This window comes from candidate division KSB1 bacterium (genome assembly GCA_034506255.1).
Lineage (GTDB): Bacteria > Zhuqueibacterota > Zhuqueibacteria > Zhuqueibacterales > Zhuqueibacteraceae > Coneutiohabitans > Coneutiohabitans thermophilus.
On record JAPDPX010000005.1, the window covers coordinates 187,248 to 211,118 of the forward strand.

The 23,871-nt window shown below is 61.2% G+C and carries 17 protein-coding genes; 5 read left to right on the forward strand and 12 right to left on the reverse strand.

The annotated features are described in order from the left end of the window. Positions 1 to 89: 89 nt before the first annotated feature. The 3 genes from ONB52_11625 to ONB52_11635 are packed head-to-tail and all read right to left on the reverse strand — an operon-like array spanning position 90 to position 3,453. On the reverse strand, positions 90 to 842 hold the full coding sequence (locus ONB52_11625) for a succinate dehydrogenase/fumarate reductase iron-sulfur subunit (GenBank protein ID MDZ7416788.1): 753 nt from the start codon (positions 840 to 842) through the stop codon (positions 90 to 92). After that, positions 839 to 2,755: a fumarate reductase/succinate dehydrogenase flavoprotein subunit gene (locus ONB52_11630; protein ID MDZ7416789.1), complete on the reverse strand. Its 1,917-nt coding sequence runs from the start codon at positions 2,753 to 2,755 to the stop codon at positions 839 to 841. The genes ONB52_11625 and ONB52_11630 overlap by 4 nt, the downstream gene beginning before the upstream one ends. Before the next feature lie 2 nt (positions 2,756 to 2,757). Further along, positions 2,758 to 3,453 (reverse strand): succinate dehydrogenase cytochrome b subunit, encoded by a 696-nt coding sequence (locus tag ONB52_11635; GenBank protein MDZ7416790.1) that lies wholly within the window; start codon positions 3,451 to 3,453, stop codon positions 2,758 to 2,760. A gap of 325 nt (positions 3,454 to 3,778) precedes the next feature. On the opposite strand from ONB52_11635, the gene ONB52_11640 reads away from it, so the two are divergent. The 5 genes from ONB52_11640 (at position 3,779) to ONB52_11660 (ending at position 11,858) form a co-directional block, all read left to right on the forward strand. Continuing rightward, entirely contained in the window at positions 3,779 to 5,473 is a 1,695-nt protein-coding gene (locus tag ONB52_11640) for a glutamine--tRNA ligase/YqeY domain fusion protein (protein MDZ7416791.1), read from the forward strand. 254 nt (positions 5,474 to 5,727) lie between these two features. After that, positions 5,728 to 6,747 (forward strand): zinc-dependent alcohol dehydrogenase family protein, encoded by a 1,020-nt coding sequence (locus tag ONB52_11645; protein MDZ7416792.1) that lies wholly within the window; start codon positions 5,728 to 5,730, stop codon positions 6,745 to 6,747. Positions 6,748 to 6,911: 164 nt separating this feature from the next. Next, a complete protein-coding gene (locus ONB52_11650) occupies positions 6,912 to 7,445 on the forward strand; it encodes a hypothetical protein (GenBank protein ID MDZ7416793.1) in 534 nt (177 codons plus the stop codon). Between the two features lie 71 nt (positions 7,446 to 7,516). Beyond that, positions 7,517 to 9,631 carry a S9 family peptidase gene (locus tag ONB52_11655; GenBank protein MDZ7416794.1) on the forward strand — a complete coding sequence of 705 codons (2,115 nt, stop codon included), beginning with the start codon at positions 7,517 to 7,519 and terminating at the stop codon, positions 9,629 to 9,631. 673 nt (positions 9,632 to 10,304) lie between these two features. Continuing rightward, on the forward strand, positions 10,305 to 11,858 hold the full coding sequence (locus ONB52_11660) for a glycosyltransferase family 39 protein (GenBank protein MDZ7416795.1): 1,554 nt from the start codon (positions 10,305 to 10,307) through the stop codon (positions 11,856 to 11,858). A gap of 242 nt (positions 11,859 to 12,100) precedes the next feature. On the opposite strand, the gene ONB52_11665 is transcribed toward ONB52_11660, so the two are convergent. From ONB52_11665 to ONB52_11705, 9 genes are all read right to left on the reverse strand, one after another. Further along, entirely contained in the window at positions 12,101 to 13,327 is a 1,227-nt protein-coding gene (locus tag ONB52_11665) for an ABC transporter permease (protein ID MDZ7416796.1), read from the reverse strand. Positions 13,328 to 13,384: 57 nt separating this feature from the next. Then, on the reverse strand, positions 13,385 to 14,620 hold the full coding sequence (locus ONB52_11670; GenBank protein MDZ7416797.1) for an ABC transporter permease: 1,236 nt from the start codon (positions 14,618 to 14,620) through the stop codon (positions 13,385 to 13,387). 90 nt (positions 14,621 to 14,710) lie between these two features. Next, complete coding sequence (locus ONB52_11675; GenBank protein ID MDZ7416798.1) at positions 14,711 to 15,400, reverse strand: ABC transporter ATP-binding protein; 690 nt, start codon at positions 15,398 to 15,400, stop codon at positions 14,711 to 14,713. A gap of 63 nt (positions 15,401 to 15,463) precedes the next feature. Beyond that, positions 15,464 to 16,759: an efflux RND transporter periplasmic adaptor subunit gene (locus tag ONB52_11680; protein MDZ7416799.1), complete on the reverse strand. Its 1,296-nt coding sequence runs from the start codon at positions 16,757 to 16,759 to the stop codon at positions 15,464 to 15,466. A gap of 115 nt (positions 16,760 to 16,874) precedes the next feature. Then, positions 16,875 to 18,242 (reverse strand): TolC family protein, encoded by a 1,368-nt coding sequence (locus tag ONB52_11685; GenBank protein ID MDZ7416800.1) that lies wholly within the window; start codon positions 18,240 to 18,242, stop codon positions 16,875 to 16,877. A 27-nt stretch (positions 18,243 to 18,269) separates the two neighbouring features. Next, positions 18,270 to 18,977, reverse strand: coding sequence for a YIP1 family protein (locus ONB52_11690; GenBank protein ID MDZ7416801.1), 708 nt, complete (start codon positions 18,975 to 18,977; stop codon positions 18,270 to 18,272). Positions 18,978 to 19,264: 287 nt separating this feature from the next. Next, on the reverse strand, positions 19,265 to 20,713 hold the full coding sequence (locus ONB52_11695) for a CCA tRNA nucleotidyltransferase (protein MDZ7416802.1): 1,449 nt from the start codon (positions 20,711 to 20,713) through the stop codon (positions 19,265 to 19,267). Next, positions 20,710 to 21,345 (reverse strand): MtnX-like HAD-IB family phosphatase, encoded by a 636-nt coding sequence (locus ONB52_11700; GenBank protein MDZ7416803.1) that lies wholly within the window; start codon positions 21,343 to 21,345, stop codon positions 20,710 to 20,712. The genes ONB52_11695 and ONB52_11700 overlap by 4 nt, the downstream gene beginning before the upstream one ends. A 605-nt stretch (positions 21,346 to 21,950) precedes the next feature. Then, on the reverse strand, positions 21,951 to 23,753 hold the full coding sequence (locus tag ONB52_11705) for a glycoside hydrolase family 13 protein (protein ID MDZ7416804.1): 1,803 nt from the start codon (positions 23,751 to 23,753) through the stop codon (positions 21,951 to 21,953). Positions 23,754 to 23,871: the final 118 nt, after the last annotated feature.

Genomic DNA, 23,871 nt, shown 5'->3' on the forward strand with positions numbered 1-23,871 from the left:
ATTTTACCCGACAAGGCCACGAACAGCCGCCGGCCGTGGCCACCCCGGCCACGCCGGCGGCACATCGCAACATTTTCAGAGGGCGGCCGTCATGGCACAGCCGGCCTGATGAGGGCCCGGAGGTATTCCCGGTTCATCCTGGCGATGAAGGTCGCCTTGATTTCCTTTGGGCACACGGCTTCACATTCATACTGGTTGGTGCAGTTGCCGAAGCCCTCCGCGTCCATCTGCGCCACCATGTTGCGCACGCGGCGCTCGCGCTCGGGTTGCCCCTGTGGCAACAAAGCGAGATGCGAGACTTTCGCCGCCACGAACAGCATCGCCGAGGCATTTTTGCAGGCTGCCACACATGCCCCGCAGCCGATACAGGCGGCGGCATCCATCGCGGTTTCCGCCACCGCCTTGGGAATCAAAATGGCATTGGCATCCGGCGCGCCGCCGGTGTTCACCGAAATGAAACCGCCGGCCTGCATGATGCGGTCGAAGGCGCTGCGGTCAACCACCAGATCCTTGATCACCGGAAACGCCCGGGCACGCCAGGGCTCCACATGGATGTGATCGCCGTTCTTGAACTGCCGCATGTAGAGCTGGCAGGTGGTTTTGCCGGCACCCGGGCCGTGCGCGATGCCGTTGATCACCAGCGAGCAGGCACCGCAGATGCCCTCGCGACAGTCGTGATCGAAAGCGATGGGATCTTCCCCCTTGCGCGTCAGCTCTTCATTGAGCACATCCAGCATTTCGAGAAAGGACATGTCGGGACTGACTTCCGGCGAGGGATAAGTCACCAGCTTGCCGGGCGTGTTCGCATTCGGCTGACGCCACACATGCAAGGTCACTTTCATTTGTAGCTCCTCTCCGCTAGCTGGACATACTCGAAGTGCAGCGGCTCCTTGTGCAGAACCGGTGCCTGGCTTTCGCCTTGATATTCCCACACGCTCACATGGCAGTATTCTTTGTCGTTGCGCAGGGCCTCGCCCTCGGCGGTTTGATATTCCTCCCGGAAATGACCGCCGCAGGATTCGTTGCGTTCGAGCGCATCGCGGCACATCAGCTCGGCCAGCTCGAAGAAATCCGCCACCCGCAGCGCTTTTTCCAGGGAGAGGTTGTATTCCTCATTGCTGCCGACCACGGTGACCGCGCTCCAATATTGCTCGCGCAGCGCCGGGATCTCCTGCAGGTTTTGCCGCAAACCAGCGGCATTGCGGCTCATGCCGCAGCGTTCCCACATCAGCGCGCCCAACTCGCGGTGGAAGGAATCCACCGTGCGTCTGCTCTTGCTGCCGAGCAGGCGCTTGATGCGGCCGGTGACGTCCTCCTCCGCCTGGCGGAAAGCCGCGTGGTCCGTGCCGGTCATCTTCTTCGGTTTGGCAGTGGCAAAATAATGCCCGATGGTGTAGGGCAAAATGAAGTAGCCGTCGGCCAGCCCCTGCATCAGGGCGCTGGCGCCCAGGCGGTTGGCGCCATGATCGGAGAAGTTGGCCTCGCCGATCACGAACAGGCCGGGGATGGTGCTCATCAGATTGTAATCCACCCACAGACCGCCCATGGTGTAGTGCGGCGCGGGGTAGATGCGCATCGGCACCCGGTAGGGATTCTCGCCGGTGATCTCCTCGTACATGTCGAACAGGTTGCCATAGCGCTCGCGAATGACGTTTTCGCCGAGGCGGCGGATGGCATCGGAGAAATCGAGATAAACGCCGCGCTTGCTTTCGCCGACGCCACGGCCTTCATCGCAGACTTCCTTGGCGGCGCGCGAGGAGATGTCACGCGGCGCAAGATTGCCATAGCTCGGATACTTGCGCTCGAGGTAGTAATCGCGCTCGTCTTCGGGAATATCCTGCGGCGCGCGCGTGTCGCCCCTCTTCTTCGGCACCCAGATGCGGCCGTCGTTGCGCAGCGATTCCGACATCAGCGTGAGCTTGGATTGATGCTCACCGCTCACCGGGATGCAGGTCGGGTGAATCTGGGTGAAGCAGGGATTGGCGAAGGCCGCGCCGCGGCGGTAGGCACGCCAGATCGCCGTGGTGTTGCAGCCCATCGCATTGGTCGACAGGAAATAAACACGGCTGTAGCCACCGGTAGCCAGCACCACCGCATCGGCGACATGGCGCTCGATCCTGCCGTTGACCAGGCTGCGGGTGATGATGCCGCGCGCCACGCCGTCGATCACCACCAAATCGAGCATTTCCGTGCGTGGATACATCTTGACGTTGCCCAGACCGATCTGCCGGCACAGCGCGGAATAGGCGCCCAGCAAAAGCTGCTGGCCGGTCTGGCCGCGGGCATAAAACGTGCGGGACACCTGCGCCCCGCCAAACGAGCGGTTGTCGAGCAGGCCGCCATACTCGCGCGCGAACGGCACGCCCTGCGCCACGCATTGATCGATGATGTTGCCGCTCACCTGCGCCAGCCGGTAGACATTGGCCTCACGCGCGCGGAAATCACCGCCTTTGATCGTGTCATAGAACAACCGATCAACGCTGTCGCCGTCATTTTGATAATTTTTGGCGGCATTGATCCCGCCCTGCGCCGCGATGCTGTGCGCGCGCCGCGGGCTGTCTTGAAAACAGAAGCACGACACCCGGTAGCCCAGTTCCGCCATGCTCGCCGCGGCAGAAGCGCCCGCCAGCCCGCTGCCCACCACGATCACCTCGAACTTGCGCTTGTTCGCCGGGCTGATCAGCTTCATTTCGAACTTGTGCCTGTCCCATTTTTCCGGCAGTGGCCCTGCGGGAATTTTCGCATCGAGTTTCATGATCACATCCCTCCTCCGACAGGTTTGATGAGGCCGGTGAGCACGCCCAGCGGCACCGAGATGAAACCCAGGCAAACGAGCCATGCCACCACCGCGCCCAAACGGGCAATCCGCGCACGGTATCGGGGAGGGTTCCAGCCGAGTGATTGCAAGAAGCTGGCCGTGCCGTGGCTCAAGTGGGAAAACAACAGCACCATCGCCACCACATAGAAACCGGAGATCAGAACATTCTGAAAACCATAAACCACCATGTTGTACACATCGTGCCGGCCCTGGTCATCATGCAGCGCAAAATGTTCGGGGTGGGTCACGCCCAGCGTGAAATGCAGCAGATGATACACAACAAAGGCGAGGATGATCAGCCCGCTGATCACCATCGTGCGCGAAGCGAGCGTGGCCTGCACCGTGTGGTTGAAATGATAACGCACCGGCCGCGCTGCACGGTTTTGCAGCTTCAGCCGCAGGGTCATGAACACATGCACCAGCGCGATGCCCAGCAGACCCAGGCGCACCACCCACAACAACGGGCCGAATTGCCGCAGCGTGACCGCGTAGTTATTCATTGCCTCCCGGCCGATGAACATCTGCAGATTGCCGATCATGTGCACCAGCACGAACAGCACCAGCCCGATGCCGGTGAGCGCCACCACGATCTTGCTGCCGATCGAAGAAGTCAATACCGCAGGCTTTTCATTCATCCAATCCTCCTTCCCTTGAGATGCGCTACCGTCGCGACGTTTGCGCGGGGCGGCGGGGTCCGGTGCCACGGTTCCCTTCGCTGGCCACCGGCAATGCCACGCACCGTGCAAGCGTCAGAAATGAATTCCAGCACGCAACACGGGGGCAAACATATATCCGCGCCCGGAGAGTTGCAAGGGATTTTACCGCACCGTCACACCGCCCAATTTGGACATTGACGGCAAGAGCGAATCTGCCTATATTCCGTGCGTATTCACAACCACCGTCACCGCCCGCGCGGCACGCCGGCCGCGGCGGGTGCAACCCAACAAGGAATGTTTGCTTATGCCCTCTTCCGAATCGACTCCGGTCGCTTCCAACTTCATTCGCGAACTGATCCGGGAAGACCTGCGCACCAACCGCTTCGGCGGCCAAGTGATCACCCGCTTTCCGCCCGAGCCCAACGGCTATCTTCACATCGGCCATGCCAAGGCGATTTGCATCGATTTCGGCATGGCAAAGGAATTCGGCGGCCGCTGCCATCTGCGCTTCGACGATACCAATCCCACCAAGGAGGAGCAGGAATATGTCGATGCCATCACCGCCGATGTGCGCTGGCTTGGCTTCGACTGGGGCGAGCATCTTTATTTCGCTTCCGACTATTTCGAGCAGTTGTATGACTACGCCGTGCAGCTCATCAAGGCCGGCAAGGCTTATGTCGATGATCTCAGCACCGAGGAGATTCGCGCATACCGCGGCACGCTGACCGAGCCGGGCCGCAACAGCCCCTGGCGCGACCGCTCCGTCGAGGAAAACCTCGACTTGTTTGCACGCATGCGTGCCGGCGAATTCCCCGACGGCGCCAAAGTTCTGCGCGCCAAGATCGACATGGCCTCGCCCAATCTCAATCTGCGCGATCCCGTGATGTATCGCATCCGCCATGCCACGCATCATCGCACCGGCGACAAATGGTGCATCTATCCCATGTACGATTGGGCGCACGGCCAGTCCGACTCCATCGAAGGCATCACCCATTCCATCTGCACGCTGGAATACGAGGATCATCGCCCGCTCTACGACTGGTTCCTCGATGCCCTCGGCATTCATCATCCGCAGCAGATCGAGTTTGCGCGCCTCAACCTCACCTACACCGTGATGAGCAAGCGCAAGCTGCTGCAGCTCGTCGAGCAGGGACATGTCAGCGGCTGGGACGATCCCCGCCTGCCCACGCTCGCCGGCTTGCGGCGCCGCGGCTTTCCCCCCGAAGCCATCCGCGATTTTTGCGAACGCATCGGGGTCGCCAAGAGCAACAGCGTGGTCGACGTCGGCCTGCTCGAACATTGCGTGCGCGAGTATCTCAACCGCCATGCCCCGCGTGTCATGGCGGTGTTGCGCCCGCTGCGCGTGGTGATCACCAACTATCCGGAAGGCCGGGTCGAGGAAATGGAGGCGATCAACAACCCCGAAGACCCCGCCGCCGGCACCCGCCGCGTGCCGTTCACGCGCGTGCTTTACATCGAGCGCGACGACTTCCGGGAAGATCCTCCCAGGAAATTCTTCCGCCTGGCGCCCGGTCGGGAAGTGCGCCTGCGTTACGCCTACTTCATCACCTGCACCGAGGTCGTGAAAGATCCGGCCACCGGCGAGATCATCGAGCTGCGCTGCACCTACGATCCCGCCACGCGCGGTGGCGATTCACCCGACGGGCGCAAGGTGAAGGGCACGATTCACTGGGTCTCCGCGGCGCATGCGCGCAAAGTCGAAGTGCGGTTGTATGACCGCCTTTTTCTCAAAGAAAATCCCGACGACAACAAAGACTTCCTGGCACAGCTCAATCCCAACTCGCTCGAAGTGCTGAAAGACTGTCTCGTCGAGCCGGGTCTCGCGCAGGCCGCGCCCGGCAGCCGCTTTCAGTTTGAGCGGCTCGGTTATTTTTGCGTGGACACGGTCGACTCCAGGCCCGGGCAGCCGGTGTTCAATCGCATCGTGCCCTTGAAGGACTCCTGGAGCAAAATCGAAAAAGCCGGCAATGCCGACTGAGGTGCGCTGACCCTGCTGATGATATGCACGACGCAAACATGATTCGCTGCATGCCCCACCTGCCGCGGTCATGTTTCTCCTGCTGCCATTTTTTTCGAACACGGGCAACCACCAGAACTGTCTTCGCTCGTCCAAACCGGGTTCGCGCCGGCCGGCGCACGCGGCAGAATGGCAACGCGGCGGTGGGGCGGGAAGTTTGTGACCGTCCCATGGCTCACCGAGATGGCATTATCTCACCTCATTAGGAGCCTGCGATGAAAGCCATGATCCTCACCCGCCTGGCGGCGCTCACGCAGAACCCCGCGCCGCTGACGCTGACGGATCTTCCCGATCCGGTTCCGCACGACGATGAAATTCTCATCAGAGTTGCCGCGTGCGCGGTGTGCCACACCGAGCTGGATGAAATCGAAGGCCGCACCCCGCCGCCGCGCCTGCCGGTGGTGCCGGGCCATCAGGTGGTGGGCCGGGTCGAATCCGCCGGCGGCCCCTTCAAGCCCGGTGAGCGCGTCGGCGTGGCCTGGATTTTCTCCGCCTGCGGCACGTGCCACTTTTGCCGGCGCGGCGATGAGAATTTGTGTCCGCAATTCCAAGCCACCGGCCGCGATGCCAACGGCGGCTATGCGGAACTCATGACCGTTCCCGCGGCTTTCGCCTTCCCCATCCCCGACATTTTCTCCGATGCGCAAGCGGCACCCCTGTTGTGCGCCGGCGCGATTGGTTATCGCTCATTGCGTCTCACCGGCTTGCAAGACGGTCAAAAGCTCGGACTCACCGGCTTCGGCGCTTCCGGCCATCTCGTCCTCAAGCTGGCACGGCGGCAATTTCCCCGATCGCAAATTTTTGTCTTTGCGCGCAGTGCAACAGAACGGGCCTTTGCGCTGGAGCTGGGTGCGGCCTGGGCGGGCGACACGGAAGAAAAAGCGCCGGAAAAGCTGCATGCCATCATCGACACCACACCGGTGTGGCGCCCGATCGTGGCGGCGCTGGAGAATTTGGAACCCGGCGGCCGGCTGGTGATCAACGCCATTCGCAAAGAGGAGACGGACAAAGCGGCCTTGCTGCGCCTGGATTATCCCGGCCATCTTTGGCTCGAAAAGGAGATCAAAAGCGTGGCCAACGTCAGCCGGCGGGACGTGGCTGAATTTTTGGCGCTCGCCGCGCAAATCCCCCTCAAACCCGAGGTGCAGGAGTTTCCCCTGGAAGAGGCCAACACCGCCCTGCTCGAACTGAAGGCGCGCAACCTCCGCGGGGCCAAGGTGCTGCGGATTGCCTAGCGCAATTCTGCTTTGCAAAGTCTATCCCCGTTGTCATCCCGGCGCAGCCTCCGGGCCTCTTGTGCAACGGTGCCCTGTTCAGAACCGGCTGCCAGGGGCCGGGGTTATGCCCCCATGATGTGAACTGGCGTTCCGGCAGTGCGGGCGCTTTTGGGAGAGGCATCATGAAAAAAATCTCTTCAGCGCTCACTCCCGCCCTCGCCCTTTTTCTCCTCAGCGGCAATCGCTCCGCCTCCCAATGCAAGCAACTGCCGCCGGTGACGGACAAAATTCTCATGCTGCATTTTGCTGACGGCCATGCCGAACATTATGGCCACGGGCAGACTGGCAATGATGATCGTGTCGTCAAATCCGAACCGCTGCTTGTGTGGGCGATGCGCACCGTCTCCTACACCCTGAGCAGCACCGACGATCCCAACTATGCCACGCCGCGCCCGCCGCTCAAAGTGGGCCGCAAGAGCAGGGGCGGGGATTTCGGCTTGAACGCGGCGCAAAGATACCCCGGCGTGCTCGAGCATTTCATCTATCTGGAACTGCCCCATCCCCTGCGGCACGGCAAAACCCAGCGTTGGCAATTTCCCCATTGGGATTGCACCCCCAGCGCGACGCGCAGCAACGGTCTGCGGCGGGCGTGGGTCCGGGGTGGCCTCCGCTTCAGGAGCCAGATTCGGCGCACAGCCACAGGAAGTGCGAAATGAAAATTGCAAAACGCGGCATGCGCTGCAGAGCAGCGGTGGCCGCAAAGAAACCTTTACCGAGGAGGTGGAAAATGATGGAATGCCCCGGGCGTTTTTTACGCGCGGCCGGCATGGCGGCACTCATACTGGCCGGCAGCGCAACGGCCCAGCCTGCGCCGCCACTGGCCGCCCGCCATCCCAAAGTCGACACCCTTCACGGCGAGCAACGCAGGGATGATTATTTCTGGCTGCGGGAAAAGGACAATCCGGCGGTGCGGCAATACCTCGCAGCCGAGAATGCCTACGCCGAAAAACTGCTGGCCTTCACCAAACCGCTGCAGGAAAAGTTGTATCAGGAAATGCTCGGCCGCATCAAGGAAACCGATCTCTCCGTGCCCTATCGCGAAGGCGATTACTTTTACTACAGCCGCACTGAGCAGGGCCGGCAGTATCCCATCTACTGCCGCAAAGCCGGCTCCCTTGCCGCACCCGAGGAAATCACGCTCGATCTCAACCAGCTCGCCCGGGGCAGGGTGTTCCTGGGGCTCGGTGCCTATGCCGTGAGCGATGACGGCAACCTGCTTGCTTATGCCATCGACACCACCGGCTTCCGTGTCTATGATCTGCAGATCAAGGATCTGCGCACCGGCGAATTGCTGCCCGATCGTGCCCATGATGTCGGCTCGGTGTTTTGGGCGGCGGACAACCGCACGCTGTTCTACGTGACCAAGGACGCGGCCAAGCGGCCTTATCGCCTCCATCGCCACGTGCTCGGCAGCCAGCCGGAGCTGTTGTATGAAGAGCAGGACGAACGCTTCAGCCTGTGGGGCGGCCGCACACGCAGCCAGGCTTATTTGATCGTTTATTCCGCCAGCCTGACTTCCACCGAGGCGCGCTTCATTTCCGCCGGCGCGCCGCACAGCGCGTGGCAGATCCTGCTGCCACGCCGGCCCGACCGCCAGTTCGAGATCGAACATCATGGCGACCGGTTCTACATTCGCGTGAATGACGCCGGCCGCAATTTCCGGCTGGTGAGCGCACCGGTGAGCGATCCCGGCGAAAAAAACTGGCAGGAGATCGTGCCGCACCGGCAGGAGGTGATGCTGGAGGGCATCGATTGCTTCGCCCGCCACTACGTGCTCTATGAACGCCACAACGGGCTGGAACAGATCCGCATCACCGACCTGCAAACCGGGGTGAGCCATTATCTCGCATTTCCCGAAGCGGTGTACACCGCCGCTGCAGGCACCAACCGCGTGTGGGACACCCCGACACTGCGCTACCACTACCAGTCGCTGATCACGCCCGGCTCGGTGTATGACTACGACATGACCACGCGCACCAGCACGCTGCTCAAACAAACCGAGGTGCGGGGTGGCTACGACAAAAATCAATATCGCTGCGAACGGCTGTTTGCCACCGCGCGCGACGGCACGCGCATTCCGATTTCGATTGTCTATAAAAAAGGCTTCAAGAAAAACGGCCGCGCGCCGCTGCTGCTCAACGGTTATGGCGCCTATGGTTACGCTTATGACGCCGGCTTCAACTCCAATCGTCTGAGCCTGCTCGACCGCGGCTTTGCGGTGGCGATTGCACACATTCGCGGCGGCGGCGAGCTGGGCAAGGCCTGGCACGACCAGGGTCGCATGCAAAACAAGATGAACACCTTCACTGATTTCATCGCCTGCGCCGAGTTTCTGATCGCACAGAAATTCACAGCGCGGGACAAGTTGATCATCGAAGGCGGCAGCGCCGGCGGCCTGCTGATGGGTGCGGTCACCAATCTGCGTCCGGATCTCTTCAAAGCCGTGGTCAGCCACGTGCCGTTCGTGGACGTGATCAACACCATGCTCGATGAGAGCCTGCCGCTCACCGTGGCGGAGTTCGAGGAGTGGGGCAATCCGCGCAAACCGGAGGAATATGCCTGGCTCAGGCAATATTGCCCCTACACCAATCTGGCCGCCAAAGCCTACCCCGCCATGCTGCTGAAGACGGCATTCAACGACAGCCAGGTGATGTATTGGGAGCCGGCGAAATATGTGGCGAAATTGCGGCGCCTGAAGACGGACCGCAATCCGCTGGTGTTCGTGATCAACATGGGCGCCGGCCACGGCGGCGCTTCGGGGCGCTACGACCGGCTGCGCGAGATCGCGCTGGATTATGCCTTCATGTTGTGGCAGGCGGGCGTGGTGCAGCCGCCGCAGTGAGCGTGCGAGCAGTTGCCCGTGAAGGTTTGCATTTCACACCAATCCGCACGATCCGGAACCAAGGAGGGTAACGGCGCTCGCGAAGACGCCGAGTGCGCGGCGTTTTTTTCATTAGAGCTTTTCCCGGCACTCTCCGCGTCCCGGCGGTGAGTGTTTGTTTTCCTCGTCATCAAAACACGTTCACCGTGAAGACGCACAGGTGCACCAAGAAAAGACTCGAGTCATGATTGGGAAATCCTGGCGAACCTTTGCGGCTTTGCGTGCCGGCGTGAATGCTTTTTGGCCAAACTGGCAGGCGCCGGAGACTTGCAGAATCGTCACGAAACCCGCGTAAACACAGATCGAAAGCGCACGCCGCGCGGGCGTCTTTGCCTTTGCAGCGAGCCGCTCTGGAAGCGACTAACTTGAAACTGCCAGGCGCACTCAAGCCAACCCCATTCTCCATGGGAAAAAAGCCTCTCACGCGGTGCCGTCACGAATCAGCACAGCGTCATCACCGCGGAGCCGGTCCGGCAGAACCGCCGGCCGTTCCTCCCCGCCAGAATCACGCTCGTGACATTTTGCCCAACACCAGCGCAAGGATTGCGTATCATGCGCCAGTCTTTTCGCGGGCGCCCGGCGCAGCACAGCCGGGCTGGCCGCCTTGCGATCGCATCAATCACAGGGATCAAAAATGAGCCAATCGAAACTAAAATTCGTGCCAGAGGGAATTCTCGTCCTGGCGCTGGCGCTGATCAAACTCACGCTGCATTTTTTGACGAACACCAATTACGAGCTGCACCGTGATGTTTATCTTTATCTGGCCCTGGCGGATCATCCCGCGTGGGGCTACGTCTCGGTGCCGCCGCTCACGCCGATGATCGGCAAGGTGGCGCTGTGGCTGCTCGGCCACAACGCCTTTGCCGCGGGTTTCTTTCCCGCCCTGATCGGCGCCGTGTCGATCATCATCATTGCGCTGCTGGTGAAAGAACTCGGCGGTGGCCGGTGGGCGCTGGTGCTGGCGTGCGCGGCATTCCTGCTGTCACCGGCCTTTCTGCGCAGCAACACGTTCTTGATGCCGGTTTCGTTCGACCAGTTTGCCTGGCTGCTCAGCGGCTATCTCATGGTCAAACTCATCAGGACGCAAAATCCGCGGTATTGGATCTGGCTGGGCCTCACCTGGGGCCTGGCCTTTTTGAATAAGTATGCCATCGTGTTCTTCGTGCTCGCCGCATTGCTGGCCTTGCTGCTCACCCCGCAGAGAAATCTCTTCTGGTCCAAACACTTTGTTGCCGGGGTGGTGCTGGGCACGCTGATTATTCTGCCCAACCTGCTCTGGCAGCACAACCACAATTGGCCAGTGATCGGGCATATGGCAGAATTGCGGCGCACGCAGTTGGTGCATGTCGAACCCGCCGGTTTCCTCATGCAGCAGTTGCTCATGAATCTGCATGCCTTGCCGCTGTGGCTCGCGGGATTGTTCCATCTGCTCTTTGCGCCGGCGGCACGGGAGTGGCGCGCCCTGGGCCTGACCTGCGTGTTGGTGATTCTGATCTTGATGGCGCTGAGCGGGAAAGCCTACTACACGCTGGGCGCGTATCCGCTGTTGTTCGCCGCCGGCGGGGTTGCGTTCGAAAGGCTGGAGGCGCTGCGCGGGCGGGTGTTGCGGCCGGCGATGCTGGCGATCATGATTCTGATCGCCCTGCCTGCGCTTCCCTACGGCCTGCCGGTGCTGCCGCTGGAGCGGATGGCGGCTTACGCCCAGGCGAGCCGGGCCTGGGGAATGGAGGGCGCGCTGGCTTGGGAAGACGGTCGCGTGCACGAGCTGCCGCAGGATTATGCGGATATGACCGGCTGGCGCGAGCTGGCAGAGATCGTCATCCGGACGTATGACGGTTTGAGCGCAGCGGAAAAGGCGCATACCACCATTTACGCCGAAAATTACGGTCAAGCCGGCGCGATCAAATTCTATGGAAGAAAACGCGGTTTGCCGGAGCCGGTGAGCTTCAATGAATCGTTCGTGCTCTGGGCGCCCGACAGCGTGGCGCTCGGCACGCTGATCTACCTGAATGATGAGCTGGGCGCGGACCTGCAGCCTCACTTCGGGGAGATCGAGCTGGCCGGCCGGGTGAACAACCGCTATTTCCGCGAGAACGGCGTGCAGGTTTACCTGTGCCGCAATCCGCGCGAGGGCCTGGCGGCGTTCTATCGCAGCCGCGTCGCGAGCCAGAAGAATCACTATCGCTGAGTCGTGTTTGCAGAGCGGGATGACCGGGCTGACAGCCATGCTGCAACGGCGCGGCATTGTGGTGCAAAAAATCCCGTAAATAACCCGGTCATGGGCCGGGTTTGCGCGGGCTCATCGCGGGATGACACCATGAGAAAAAACAGGCAGGGAACGAATGCTCTGCGCGGCTTAATCAAAAAAGCAACCCCACGGCTGGCCCGCTCGGAGCCACCCGTGGGGTTGTCGCAATGCCGCCGCGGCACTCACTCGTAGCGCAGGGACTCGATGGGATCCAGGCGTGCGGCTTTGGCTGCGGGATAAATACCGAAGAAAAATCCCACCAGCGAACAGAAAAACAGTGCGAGGAAGATCGCCCCGACGGGCAGGGTCACCGCCAAACCGAAGACGGCCTTGATCAACTGGCCCACGCCGATGCCGAGCACGATGCCGATCGCCCCGCCGATCTCGCACAGCACGATGGCTTCGATGAGAAACTGCTGCAGAATCGCACGGCGCTTGGCGCCGACGGCCTTGCGGATGCCGATCTCACGGGTGCGTTCGGTGACCGACACCAGCATGATGTTCATGATGCCCACGCCCGCGACGATCAGCGAAATGCCGGCAATCACCAAACCCGCCCAGGCGGCGACGCTGGTGAGTTTGTTGGCGGTTTCGATGAGCGACCCGCTGGAGAAGATTTCGAAGTCATTGTCCTCACCCGGCAGCACCTTGCGCACGGCGCGCAGAATGCCGGTCACCTGCTCGACGGTGGCCTCATATTGCGACGGGCTGGCCGCCTGCACTTGAATCGACAGCGAACGCTTGGCGCCATAAATCTTTTCGAACGTGCTGAGGGGAATGATGACAAGATTGTCCTGGCTGTTGCCGAACACCCGGCCCTTCTCCTCCAGCGTGCCCACCACCAGGAAGCGCTCGGCATCCACGCGGATTTCACTGCCCACCGGATCTTCAAAGGGAAAGAGACGGCTGATGAGATCGCTGCCCAGGATCACAACATGGCTGGCATACTGCTCATCCGTCGGATTGAGGAAGCGGCCGGCGCGCAGCAGGTAGCCGTTGTTGTCGAGGTATTCGCTGGTGGCGCCCACCACGGTGATGGTCGGCGTGGTTTTGCGGTCGCGGTATCGAATCACTGCGCCGAACTGCATGTGCTCGCCACTGACGCTGCGGGCCAGCGAAGCGTGCGTCATGACGGCTTCGAGCTCGGCTTCGCGCAGGTCTTTGCGATTCTGATAGCGCAGCCACTGCTCGCGGCTGGTGATGATGGGGGGAAATTTTTGAACCTGAAAGGTGTTCGCGCCCAGCACCGTGAGCTGGCGTTCCAGATCCCGCTGAAAGCCGCCCACGATCGACTGCATGCCGATGATGGTCATCACCCCGATGATGACACCGAGCAGGGTGAGCGAGGACCGCAGCTTGTTGGCGCGAATGGCACTCAGCGCAATGTCGAGATTTTCCCGGAAGATCATGACTGACACTCCTGCGCGCCGCGTGCCGGGCCGGCGCACGTGCCCGCGTGTTCGAGTTTATTCATGGCGCAGCGTCTCCGTCGGATTCAGCCGCGCCGCCTTGCTGGCCGGATAGATGCCGAAAAACAGACCAATGGTCACCACGAACCCCAAACCGAGCACGATGATCCAGGGCGTGAACACCACGGGAAAGGAAAAGGCCTGTTTGACGGCAAGCGCGACCCCCACCGCGGCCACAATGCCGAGCACGACGCCCAGGCTGCAAATGATCATGGTTTCCACCAGAAACTGCCAGAGAATGTCGCGCCGCTTCGCGCCGATGGCCTTGCGAATGCCGATCTCACGCGTGCGCTCCGTCACCGAGACCAGCATGATGTTCATGATGCCGATGCCGCCCACCAGCAGCGAGATCGAGCCGACCCCGATGGCGAGCGCCCACAGGCCGGAGGTCAGGCTGTCGTAGAGATTGGTGAGCAGGCTTTGGCGGTTGATGGCGAAGTCATCCTCTTTGTGGGGCGGCACTTTGCGCACGCGGCGCAGGATGCCGGTGAGTTCGTCCGCGGCGGCGTCGAGCAGGGCGGGATGATTGACCTTGACCTGAATCTCGATCGAGCGGCGGTGACCGAAGGCGTTCTCGAACGTGCCGAAAGGAATGACCACCAGCACGTTGGGATTGAAGCCGAATATCTTGCCGCGCTGGGCGAGCACGCCGACGATGCGAAAGCGCCGGCCGCCGATGCTGAGGCGCTCGCCCACGGGATCGGCGCGGCCAAACAGCTTCTCGGCCACCTCCGCGCCCAGTACGCAGACATTGCGGCGGTAGGCCACATCCTGCGCGGAGATGAAGCGGCCGCGATCCGGCATGGTGTTGCTGGTCACCATGTAATTGTCGTTGGTGCCGGCGATCAGCACGCTGCTGATGGCAAGGTCGCGGTATTTGACGGTGGCGCGGGTGTAGATGCTGGGCGTGACCGCCTTCACCAACGTGGCATGTCTCGCCACCGCCTCGTATTCGCGCAGGGTGATGTCCCTGCGGTTGCGGAACCGCACCCAGTCTTCCTGGTTGTTGTTGACCCAGGCGTATTTCTGGATGTAGAGGGTGTCGGTGCCGATCGAGGAAATCTCTTCATAGAAGGCCTGATTGATGCCCTGAATCAACGCCACGATCGTGATCACCGTCATCACGCCGATCACGATGCCCAGCGTGGTCAGCAGGAAGCGCAGCTTGTTGGCGCGCAGCGCCTGCAGGGCAATCTTGGTGCCTTCCCACAGGTCGGAGAAAATGGGTAGCATAATTTTGCTGCTTTCACTCACACACACCACGGCGGCGCATCAGCCGCCGGGTGGCACAGCCCGCCATTCGAAGGGATCGGGGCCGCCGTCTCAGTTCGCCCGTGCGATCAGGGCATCGGACTCGATGCGGCCGTCGCGCAACCGCACAATCCGCCGCGCATGCTCGGCGATGTATTCTTCGTGCGTGACCAAAATGATGGTGTTGCCCTGACGGTGCAGCTCGGCAAAGATGTTCATGATCTCGTCGCCGGTGACGGTGTCGAGATTGCCGGTGGGCTCGTCCGCCAGGATGATCGAGGGATTGTTCACCAGGGCGCGGGCGATGGCGACGCGCTGGCGCTGGCCGCCGGACAGCTCGTTGGGTTTGTGATTCATGCGATCGGCGAGGCCGACGCGCTCGAGCGCGGTTTTTGCCTGGGCGCGGCGTTTGGCCGCTGACACACCGGCATAAACCAACGGCAGCTCGACGTTGTGCAACGCGGTGGCGCGCGGCAACAGGTTGAAGGTCTGAAAGACGAAGCCGATGCGGCGGTTGCGAATCTCGGCCAACTGATCATCATCCATCTTGTGAACATCCTCGCCGCCGAAGCGGTAGCGGCCCGCCGTGGGCGTGTCCAGGCACCCGAGAATGTTCATCAGCGTGGACTTGCCCGAGCCGGAGGGCCCCATGATGGCAACATATTCGTTCTCGTCGATCTGCAGATCCACGCCACGCAGGGCATTCACTTCAATCTCGCCGATGGCGTAGGTCTTGACAAGTTGCTGCACGTCGATTAGCATGGTCGTCCTTCCGATTTTTGGCCACCGGCCTGTCGCCCGGCGGGCGCCTGCCGGCGGCGGCCATTACGACTGTTCCTTTTTCCCATCCTTCTTCGGGGCTTCTTCATTTTTGACCTTCACGCGATCACCGTCCTTGAGGACGCGCGACAGGATGCGATAGGGGCCGGTAATGACTTCGTCATTCTCCTGCAGACCACTGGTCACTTCGACGTGGGTTTCATCGCTGATGCCGGTGATCACTGGCACCATCACCGCCTTGCCGTCGCGCACCACGAACGCCACTTCGATCAGGTCCTTTTTGGCGGTGACCGCCGGCTCCTGTTGCGCCTCCTCGTTGGCGGAGATCTCCCGCACCTTGTTCTTTTCTTCGCGCTCCCGGCGCGCGGCACGACTTTCCATGTAGGCCAGCGTGGTGTCCTTCAAATCACTCTTCGGCCGCACGGTGACACACTGCAGCGGTATGTTCAGCACGTTCTCGTGACGGTCGGTTTGAATGTCCACCGTCGCCGACATTCCGGGCCGCAACTTGGGATGGTTCTCCAAAATCTTCACGGTCACGTCGAAATTGGTAATTTCCTCCTGCGTGCCACGGCCGATGGTGGTGGCGGAATTGGCAATCTTGGTGACGGTGCAGGCCAGGGGTTGATCCGGCAGGGCATCAACCTCCAGTTTGGCGGAGTCGCCAACGTCAATCAGGATCACGTCGTTCTCATCGATCTGTGCGATCATCTCCATCTCCGAAAGATCGCCGACGGTCATGATGACATCGGAGGTGAATTGCGAGCCCAGCGCAATCTCACCCACCTCCTTGTTGAGCTGGATGACGGTGCCGTCAATCGGCGAGGTCAGGGTGGTCTTGGCGAGATCATCCTGCGCCTGATTGAACGCGGCGCGCGCCTCCTCCACACTGCTTTCCGCCAGGGTGAGCGAGGCTTTCACCCCCTCCAGCTCGGCCTGCGAATAGAGATTGCGCGCAAAGAGCTCCTGCGCGCGTTGATAGTCGCTGCGCGCCTTGATCAAATTGGCTTCGGCGGATTTGACCGCCGAACGGGCGCGGTCCAGCGCGGCGAGATAACGCGTGCGGTCCAGCTCGACCAGCACCTGCCCCTTCCTGACGGGGTCGCCTTCCTGAACGTGCAGTTTCACGATTTCCCCCGAGACGTTGGCGGAGATCTTGACTTCGATGACCGGCTTCACCTTGCCCGAGCCGGAAACAGTTTGAAGCACGTCGGAGCGTCTCACCTTTTCCGTCTGCACCTCGATCTCATCGCCGCGCCCGCGCCGCAAATTGAAAAACACCACGACCCCCACCAGAATGATTCCGGCGAGGCCAATCAGCATCTTCTTACGTTTCGACATATCGGCTTCCTTCTCCCACGGGGGACTTCTGTGAACAGGGGCTGGCCAGCGGCCTCACCGCTCCGGGCGGACCGGCGACGCCAGACTCACCCACCTGGCCATGTCTGGCTGGCAATTACTCTTCCAGTGTACCCATGCTGTTTTTCAACTGGGCATAGGCAATCATGCTGTCGTACTTGGCACGCACCAGGGTGGCGCGCGCCCGGGTCAGGTTGGCCTGGGCGTTGATGATGTCCAGCAGCGTGCCGGCGCCGACGCGATAGCGCTCCTGCGCCAGGCGCAAATCCTCCTGCGCCGACTTGAGATTGTCCGAATTGATCGCGGTAATTTCCTTCCAGGCCTGCAGGCTGAGCAGCGCTTGTTCGGCCTCCAGCCGGATGGTGCGCAGACGGTCGGTGTAGTTTTCCTCGGCGATGCGGTAGTTCAGACTCTCACGTTCGAGGGTGGCCTTGTCCGAGAAGCCATTGAACAGGTTCAACCGCATGTCGATGCCGGCGGAGGCATTCCAATTTTTGTCGAAGCCGGAATAGACCCGCTCGAATTCGTTGTGACTGCGGCGATAGCCGCCGGAAAGAGAAAAACTCGGCAGAAAGGCGGTGCGCGCCAGGTTTTTGCCGATCTCCGCACTGCGCATTTGAAACTTGTAGCTCTGCAAGTCGGGGTTCTTTTCGACCGCCACCTTGAGCACCTCGTCCAGCGTGTATTCCCGCATCTCGGGGAGGGTTTCCACATCAATGATTTCCAGCTCCGCCTCCGGCGGCCGGCCCATGGCAACATTCAAAAGCGAACGGGCATTGCGCACGGCATTTTGCTGGGTGATGAGATTGATGCGGTCGTTGCCGAGCTGGGTGCGCTGGCGAAAGACGTCACCCTGGGCCACCGAGCCGATCTCGTACATGCTCTCGGTGCGTTTGAGCTGCTCCTCGCTCAGCTTCACGGCCTCTTCGTAAACCGCCAGAAGCTGGCGTTCCTTCAGGTAGCCAAAGTAGCGCTGGTGCACCGTCAGAATCGTGTTCTGCCGGGCGGCGGCATAGGTTTTGGCGCTGGCATCTTCGGCGGCTCCCGCCTGCCGGATGCGGTTCCAGTTCGCGCCGAAATCGAACAGCGGCACGGCCAGCGAGATTTGCGCGGAATGATCGGAGGTGCTGAAACCCGCCTGCGTCAGGGTCCGGCGCTGGAAAATGGCCTGGCCCGTGACGGGATCGATGCCGACCGGCACGTCGCCCAGCCGGGTGCGAGATCCCTGCCGAAAGCGGCCCGAGGACAGCGCAAGATCCAGCGCGGGCAGGATGCCGGCGCGGGCACGCGCCACGTCCGTGCCGGTGATGCGGTAGCGGCGCTCGGCATTCAACAGGCTGGAATTGCCGCGCAACGCAATGCTGATGCACTCCTGCAGCGTCAGGGGTTTGCCATTTTGTGCCAGGCCCGCGGTTGTCAGCGCCAGCAGTGCACCGCAGACCAATGCCACTTGGTGTTTCATCATCACCACAACTCTCCTAGGTTTCGACGTTCAACGGAACATCATTTTGAGACCGAATCCAATGCCCGCGATGGCGGCCCACCACAGGAACAGCACAGTCATGCTCTTGTTGGTGGCGAATTTGTAGGCGGCGGCAAAACCGAAGCCCAGCACAATCACCCACCAGAGGATGAACAAATCGATCTGCGACAGCAGAAAATAGAGCGGGGTTTGATTGTCTTCGGGCGGCAGCAGAAATGCCAGACTGGTCGCACTCTCCAGCACGCCGCGCGCTTTCATCACCGGCGCGTTGATGAGCGTGCTCAAGACCGAGACCATCCCGCTCCAGGAGGTGGTGGCAAAAAGCGTCTTGAATTTGGCCTCGCCGCCCAGCAACACGTTGCCGGTGAACAGCAAGACGCCGCTGATCAGCAGATAGATGAGGGGCGTCATCACCACCGCCATGATGGGGGTGGAAATTTTGGTCATTTTCTCCATCACCGCAAGCTGTTGTTCGGTAATCTCGGGATTGTGCTTGCGCACTTCGGTGCGCTGGCTTTCGAGAATCAAATCCTGGGAAAAAAGGGAAAATCCCAGGGAAACCAGCACCGCGATGATCATGGGCGGGAGCCAGGTGGGGCGTGCGGCGATGTCGCGCATCGTCGCCGCGGGTACGGTGAACACACCGAGCAAACGTTCAAACACCCCCATCGTCTGCGGGGAAACAGGGGCATTCGTGCCGGCTTCTGCAAGATTCATTGCTTTCTCCCTCCTCTGGTGACTTTGATCTTTTGCAATACAGCTTCTTCACAACCTTTTCAAGCCCTAACAAGCGCATTGATGATTGGGCTGAGACGTCCTTGTCCGGCCCGTCGTGCCACCGCCCGTGCCGCGGCAACTCCCCGGCCGCACGAGGGCGGGAATGGCAACCTCTTGCCGCGGCCGGGACATGCGGAAACGCCAATGTTTTTCGGACTTGCCTTGTTGATTTCGTCGCTGCGGTTTCCCCGCCAGGAGCTCAAACACAGGCGACTGAGACGGACGATTCAATGAAAAGTTTCCGGCGGATTGCTCTCGGTGCGATTGTCCTGCGCCAGGATTTGGTCTTTGATCTGCAACAGGTAGGCGCGTGCCGCTTCATGCTCGTTGGGGATCAGGCCATCGAGGATCGCCTCTTCAATGGCAGTTTTCAACCTGCCCACCAACGGCCCGGGGGAGAGGTTGCACAGGGCCATGATCTCCTCCCCACGCACCGGCGATTGAAACGCGCGCATGCGGTCCTTCTCTTCGACTTCCTTCAGGCGCTGGACGACAAAGTCGAAATTCTCCAGATGCTGCCTGCGGCGCTGCGGGTTGCCGGAGGTGATGTCCGAACGGCACAGCATCAGCAGATCTTCCAAATCTTCCCCCGCCTGAAACAGCAGGCGCCGGTAGGCGGAATCGGTGCAGGCCTCCTCGGTCAGCGCGATCGGCCGGAGATGCAGGCGGGTGAGTTTCTGCACATAGGCCGCCCATTCCAGCGGCAACTTCAGGCGGCGAAAGATCGCGGGGATCAGGCGGGCGCCGACATCCTCATGGCCGTGAAAAGTCCAGCCTTTGCCGGGTTTGAATTCTTTGGTGCGCGGCTTGGCAATATCATGAAACAGCGCCGCCAGCCGCAGCGGGATTTTCTCCGAGAGACGGCTGAGATTGTTCAGCACCATCAGGGTGTGATTGAACACGTCCTTGTGCTGGTAGCCGGCGTATTCTTCCACCCCCTTCAATTCAACCAGCTCCGGCAGGACGATCGCGAGCACCCCCGCCTGATCGAGCAGGTTGAAACCCAGGGCGGGCCTGGGGGCGGCCATGATCTTGAGCAGCTCCTCGGTGATGCGCTCCTGCGAAATGATGCGCAGGCGCTCGCGCGTCGCCTGCATCGCGGCAAAGGTATCCGGCGCGATGCGGAACTGCAGTTGCGTCGCGAAGCGAATACCGCGCAGAATACGCAGCGGATCGTCGTTGAAAGTGGCCTGCGGCTGCAGCGGCGTGCGAATCACTTTGTGGGTGAGATCATGGCGGCCGTCGTAGGGATCAATCAAGCGGCCGGCTTCGGCGGCGTGCAGGGCGACGGCCATGGCGTTGATGGTGAAATCGCGGCGGGCAAGATCCGCGGGCAAATCCGCGGGAGCCACGTCCGGCTTGCGGGACTCGCCGCGGTAGCTTTCTTTGCGCGCGCCGACAAATTCCAGCCGGCGTCCCTGCCAGTGCAGCATGGCGGTGCCGAATTTTTGAAAGACGGCGGGCTTGGGCGCGTTCAGGTGGCGCGCCAGCGCCGTGGCGAATTGGATGCCGTTGCCCACCACCACGAAATCCATCTCCTTGCGGTTCTCTTCCTCGTTCAGCCGGCGCAGCAGATAATCGCGCACAAAACCGCCCACCAGATAAACAGCGCAGCCCTGGTGATCGGCAAATTCGCCGATGGTTTTGAGAATGGGAAAGTCGCGCAGAATCGTCATGATTGTTGTGCCAGCATCCTGGCAATCGCATGGAAATCGTCATAGGCGTGACAGGCCGTCCCGTTCTGCCGGCACCATTCCGCCAGGTCGTGTTTGGCAAAAATCACCCCGGCCGCTGCCGCCCCGCAGCGATCGGAATAGCCGTCACCGATGTAAACCACTTCCTCACCCGGCCGGCGCAGGCGGCGCACGGGGTAACCCTTGCAATTGCCGCAGCGGCCGCAACTATACTGCCAGTAGGGGAACTCTGCAGCCACACGATCGGGTGGGAGAAAGCGCAAGTGATTGCACACGAACGGGAGCTCCAAACCATGGCGGGCAAGAATCTGCCGGATGTAGACATCGAAGCCATCGCTCAACACGATCAAGGGCCAGTGACGGGCACGGCAAAACGCGACGAATTCCACAAAGCCGGGGGTCAGAGGCTGCTGTGCGCAAAATTCCGCCCGCGCGGCGGGCGTCACCCGCATCGTGGCCAGTTCCTGCTCCTGGCATTGCCGCGAGCTGATCGCTCCGCGTTTCCAGGCGGCCACGCGGCGTTCACAAACCGCCGGGTCGCCAAAGCTGCGGGCCAGCAAACTGCCCACATCGTTTTGTGCAATGGTGCCATCGAAATCCGCGCAGATGATCATGCGAAAAGATAGGGAAAAATGCGCGGGAAGGCAAGCCGCAAAATGGCTGGGGGGTAAGCCTTGGTACCTGATTTTTTCATGCTGGCCTGCTGTTCCCCGGAATTACTGGCGTGTTCACAAAACAACTTCAGTTATTCCGTTCGAAGTCAAGCCAGACTTTTCTCGAATGTGGCGCAGCGTTGACTGCGAAATTCGCCCGTTTGCCGAGGGCGTCACGGCATGCCGCCCAAGAAAATGAACTCCCACGATTTTTGTTCGTGGGGATTCTGTTTTCGTGGGTGGATTTTTGAGATTTGATCTTGACCTCGAGGGTTGAATCTCTGCCGTGCTATGAACAGGGCGTCTCAAGCGGGCTGCCGGTTGTCCTTTCTCTCATCTCGAGGCAGCGCCAGGAAACAGCTTCAGCGGAGCGAAGTGTCCACAGTTGCGCCCCATCCCCCAAATGCGGGCTCCGGAGTGGCCGGTGGAATTTACCACAAAAACCCCGCCCGCAATCACGCCGGGAAATCCAGGTTGTCAGGCAGCAAACGGACGCTGCCAATCCAAACAGGGAGGGCATATTTCCGGGCAGCAGGCATGCGAGGAGAAATCGCGCTGCCGGCAGCTCATTTGCGGGGCACCAAAACGGCCGCGGTTTTGGCCGGCAACAGCAGGCTGCCGCTGGCGGTGATTTCATTCTGCAGGACGTCCTGCCAGGCAAAGGCGGCGGCCGGCAGGGCAATGGCCTGTTGCTGCTGCCCGAGATTGAAATAGGCGAGCACCGTATCGCCTGCCATGGAGCGCGCGAAGCCCCACAGCGCGCGCTTCTCTTCCGCCAGCAAAGGCTGCCACGCCCCGAAGCGCAAAGCCGGATGTTGCGCACGCAAACGCAGCAGGGTGCGATAATGCCGGTGCAGATCGTGATTGAACTGCACCACCGCCGGCGGTGCCTGGCGGCCGATGGTTTCATAGGTTTCCGGCTCATAGGTGAATTCCGGCCAGAGCATCGGCTTGCGGCAATCGGGATCGTCGGCGCCCCACATGCCGGCTTCGTCGCCATAGAAAATCAACGGCGCGCCGGGATGCGTGGCCTGCAACGCCACGATCATCTTCTGCACTTTGACGGCTTCGGGCCCGGGTTTGGTGGGATCATAATTGGGATTGGAACGCGGCGAGCGCTGCCGGTCGTAATCCAAATCCGGATTGCAGATCATACTGGCGAGGCGGTCGGTGTCGTGCGTGTTGACCAGATTCATCAAACCCAAATTGACGGGCGCGGGATAGAGTTTGAGCAGGCGCGCCAATTCTGCCTGAAACTGCGGCGGCGACAGCGTCGCACGCCGCTGATTGATGAAGAACTTCACTATCGCATAGGCGAAGGGATAATTCATCACGGCGTTGAACAAGTCGTTGCTGATCCAATGCGGGGCCTCCTCCCAAATCTCGGCGCAGAGATAAACTTCGGGATTGAGGCGGCGGGCATAGGCACACCACTCCCGCCAGAAGGCCGGGCTGACGTCCCTGGTGGCGTCCAGGCGCCAGCCGTCCACACCGTCGTCGGGATTGCCATCGCCATTGGGGTCCATCCAGCGGCGGGTGATGGCCCAGACATAGGCCTTCACGCCCGCCGGCAGGCCGTTTTCATCCTCGCGAAATTCCGGCAGCGTCCAAACGTCCCACCAGCAGTCGTATTTCATCTCGTCCGCCGGTGTGGCGGGATCGTCCCAGCGTTCGATGGAGAACCAGTTGGCGTATCGGGATTTGGCCTGGTGCGCGATCACATCTTGAAAAGCCCAGAATTCACGGCCGACATGATTGAAGGCGCCGTCGATCACCACCCGCAGGCCACGGGCATGCGCCTGCTTGATCAATTCGAGAAAGACGCTGTCGGCGCTCGACCAGGCCCAGGCGGTGGTGTCCTTTTTCTCGTGGCGCATCAGTTCGAGATCGGCGTCGCGATTGCGGCCGAAATCCGCCTCAATGTGGTGCCAGGTGCTGGCGTCATATTTGTGCAACGAGGGCGATTCAAAAAGCGGGGTGAAATACAGTGCGGTGACGCCGAGATCGGCGAGGTAATCGAGCTTTTCGATGACGCCGATGAGGTCGCCGCCGTACATGCGGTTGAACACGTTCTCGGCGTAGAAGTCGTTGCTGTGCCGGCGCTCCCACGGCTGCAGCTTGTACCAATTCGCAGTCCACGGCGAGAGTTGCCAGGCCGCGCCCTGGTCGCGGCCGAGCGTGCGCGAGGCCGTGGGGTCATTGCCCGGGTCCCCGTTGCGAAAGCGCTCGGGAAAGATTTGATACCACACCGCGCCTTGCGCCCACTGCGGCACATGCACCGCTGCAGACCCGGCCGGCGGTTGCGCCCGGCAGACATCCGTCCAGCCGGCAAGCAGAAGCAGCAACAGGAGGGTTTGGGTGGATTTCACTTGTCGTCCGTCTCTGGTGCAGGAGGGGAGCAGTTGATTTGATCCGACCTTGATGATCGCGCAGGATGCTGTTGCGTGCGCGACGCCGGCTCTGCACCCTCTGATTTCGCGATTTGCG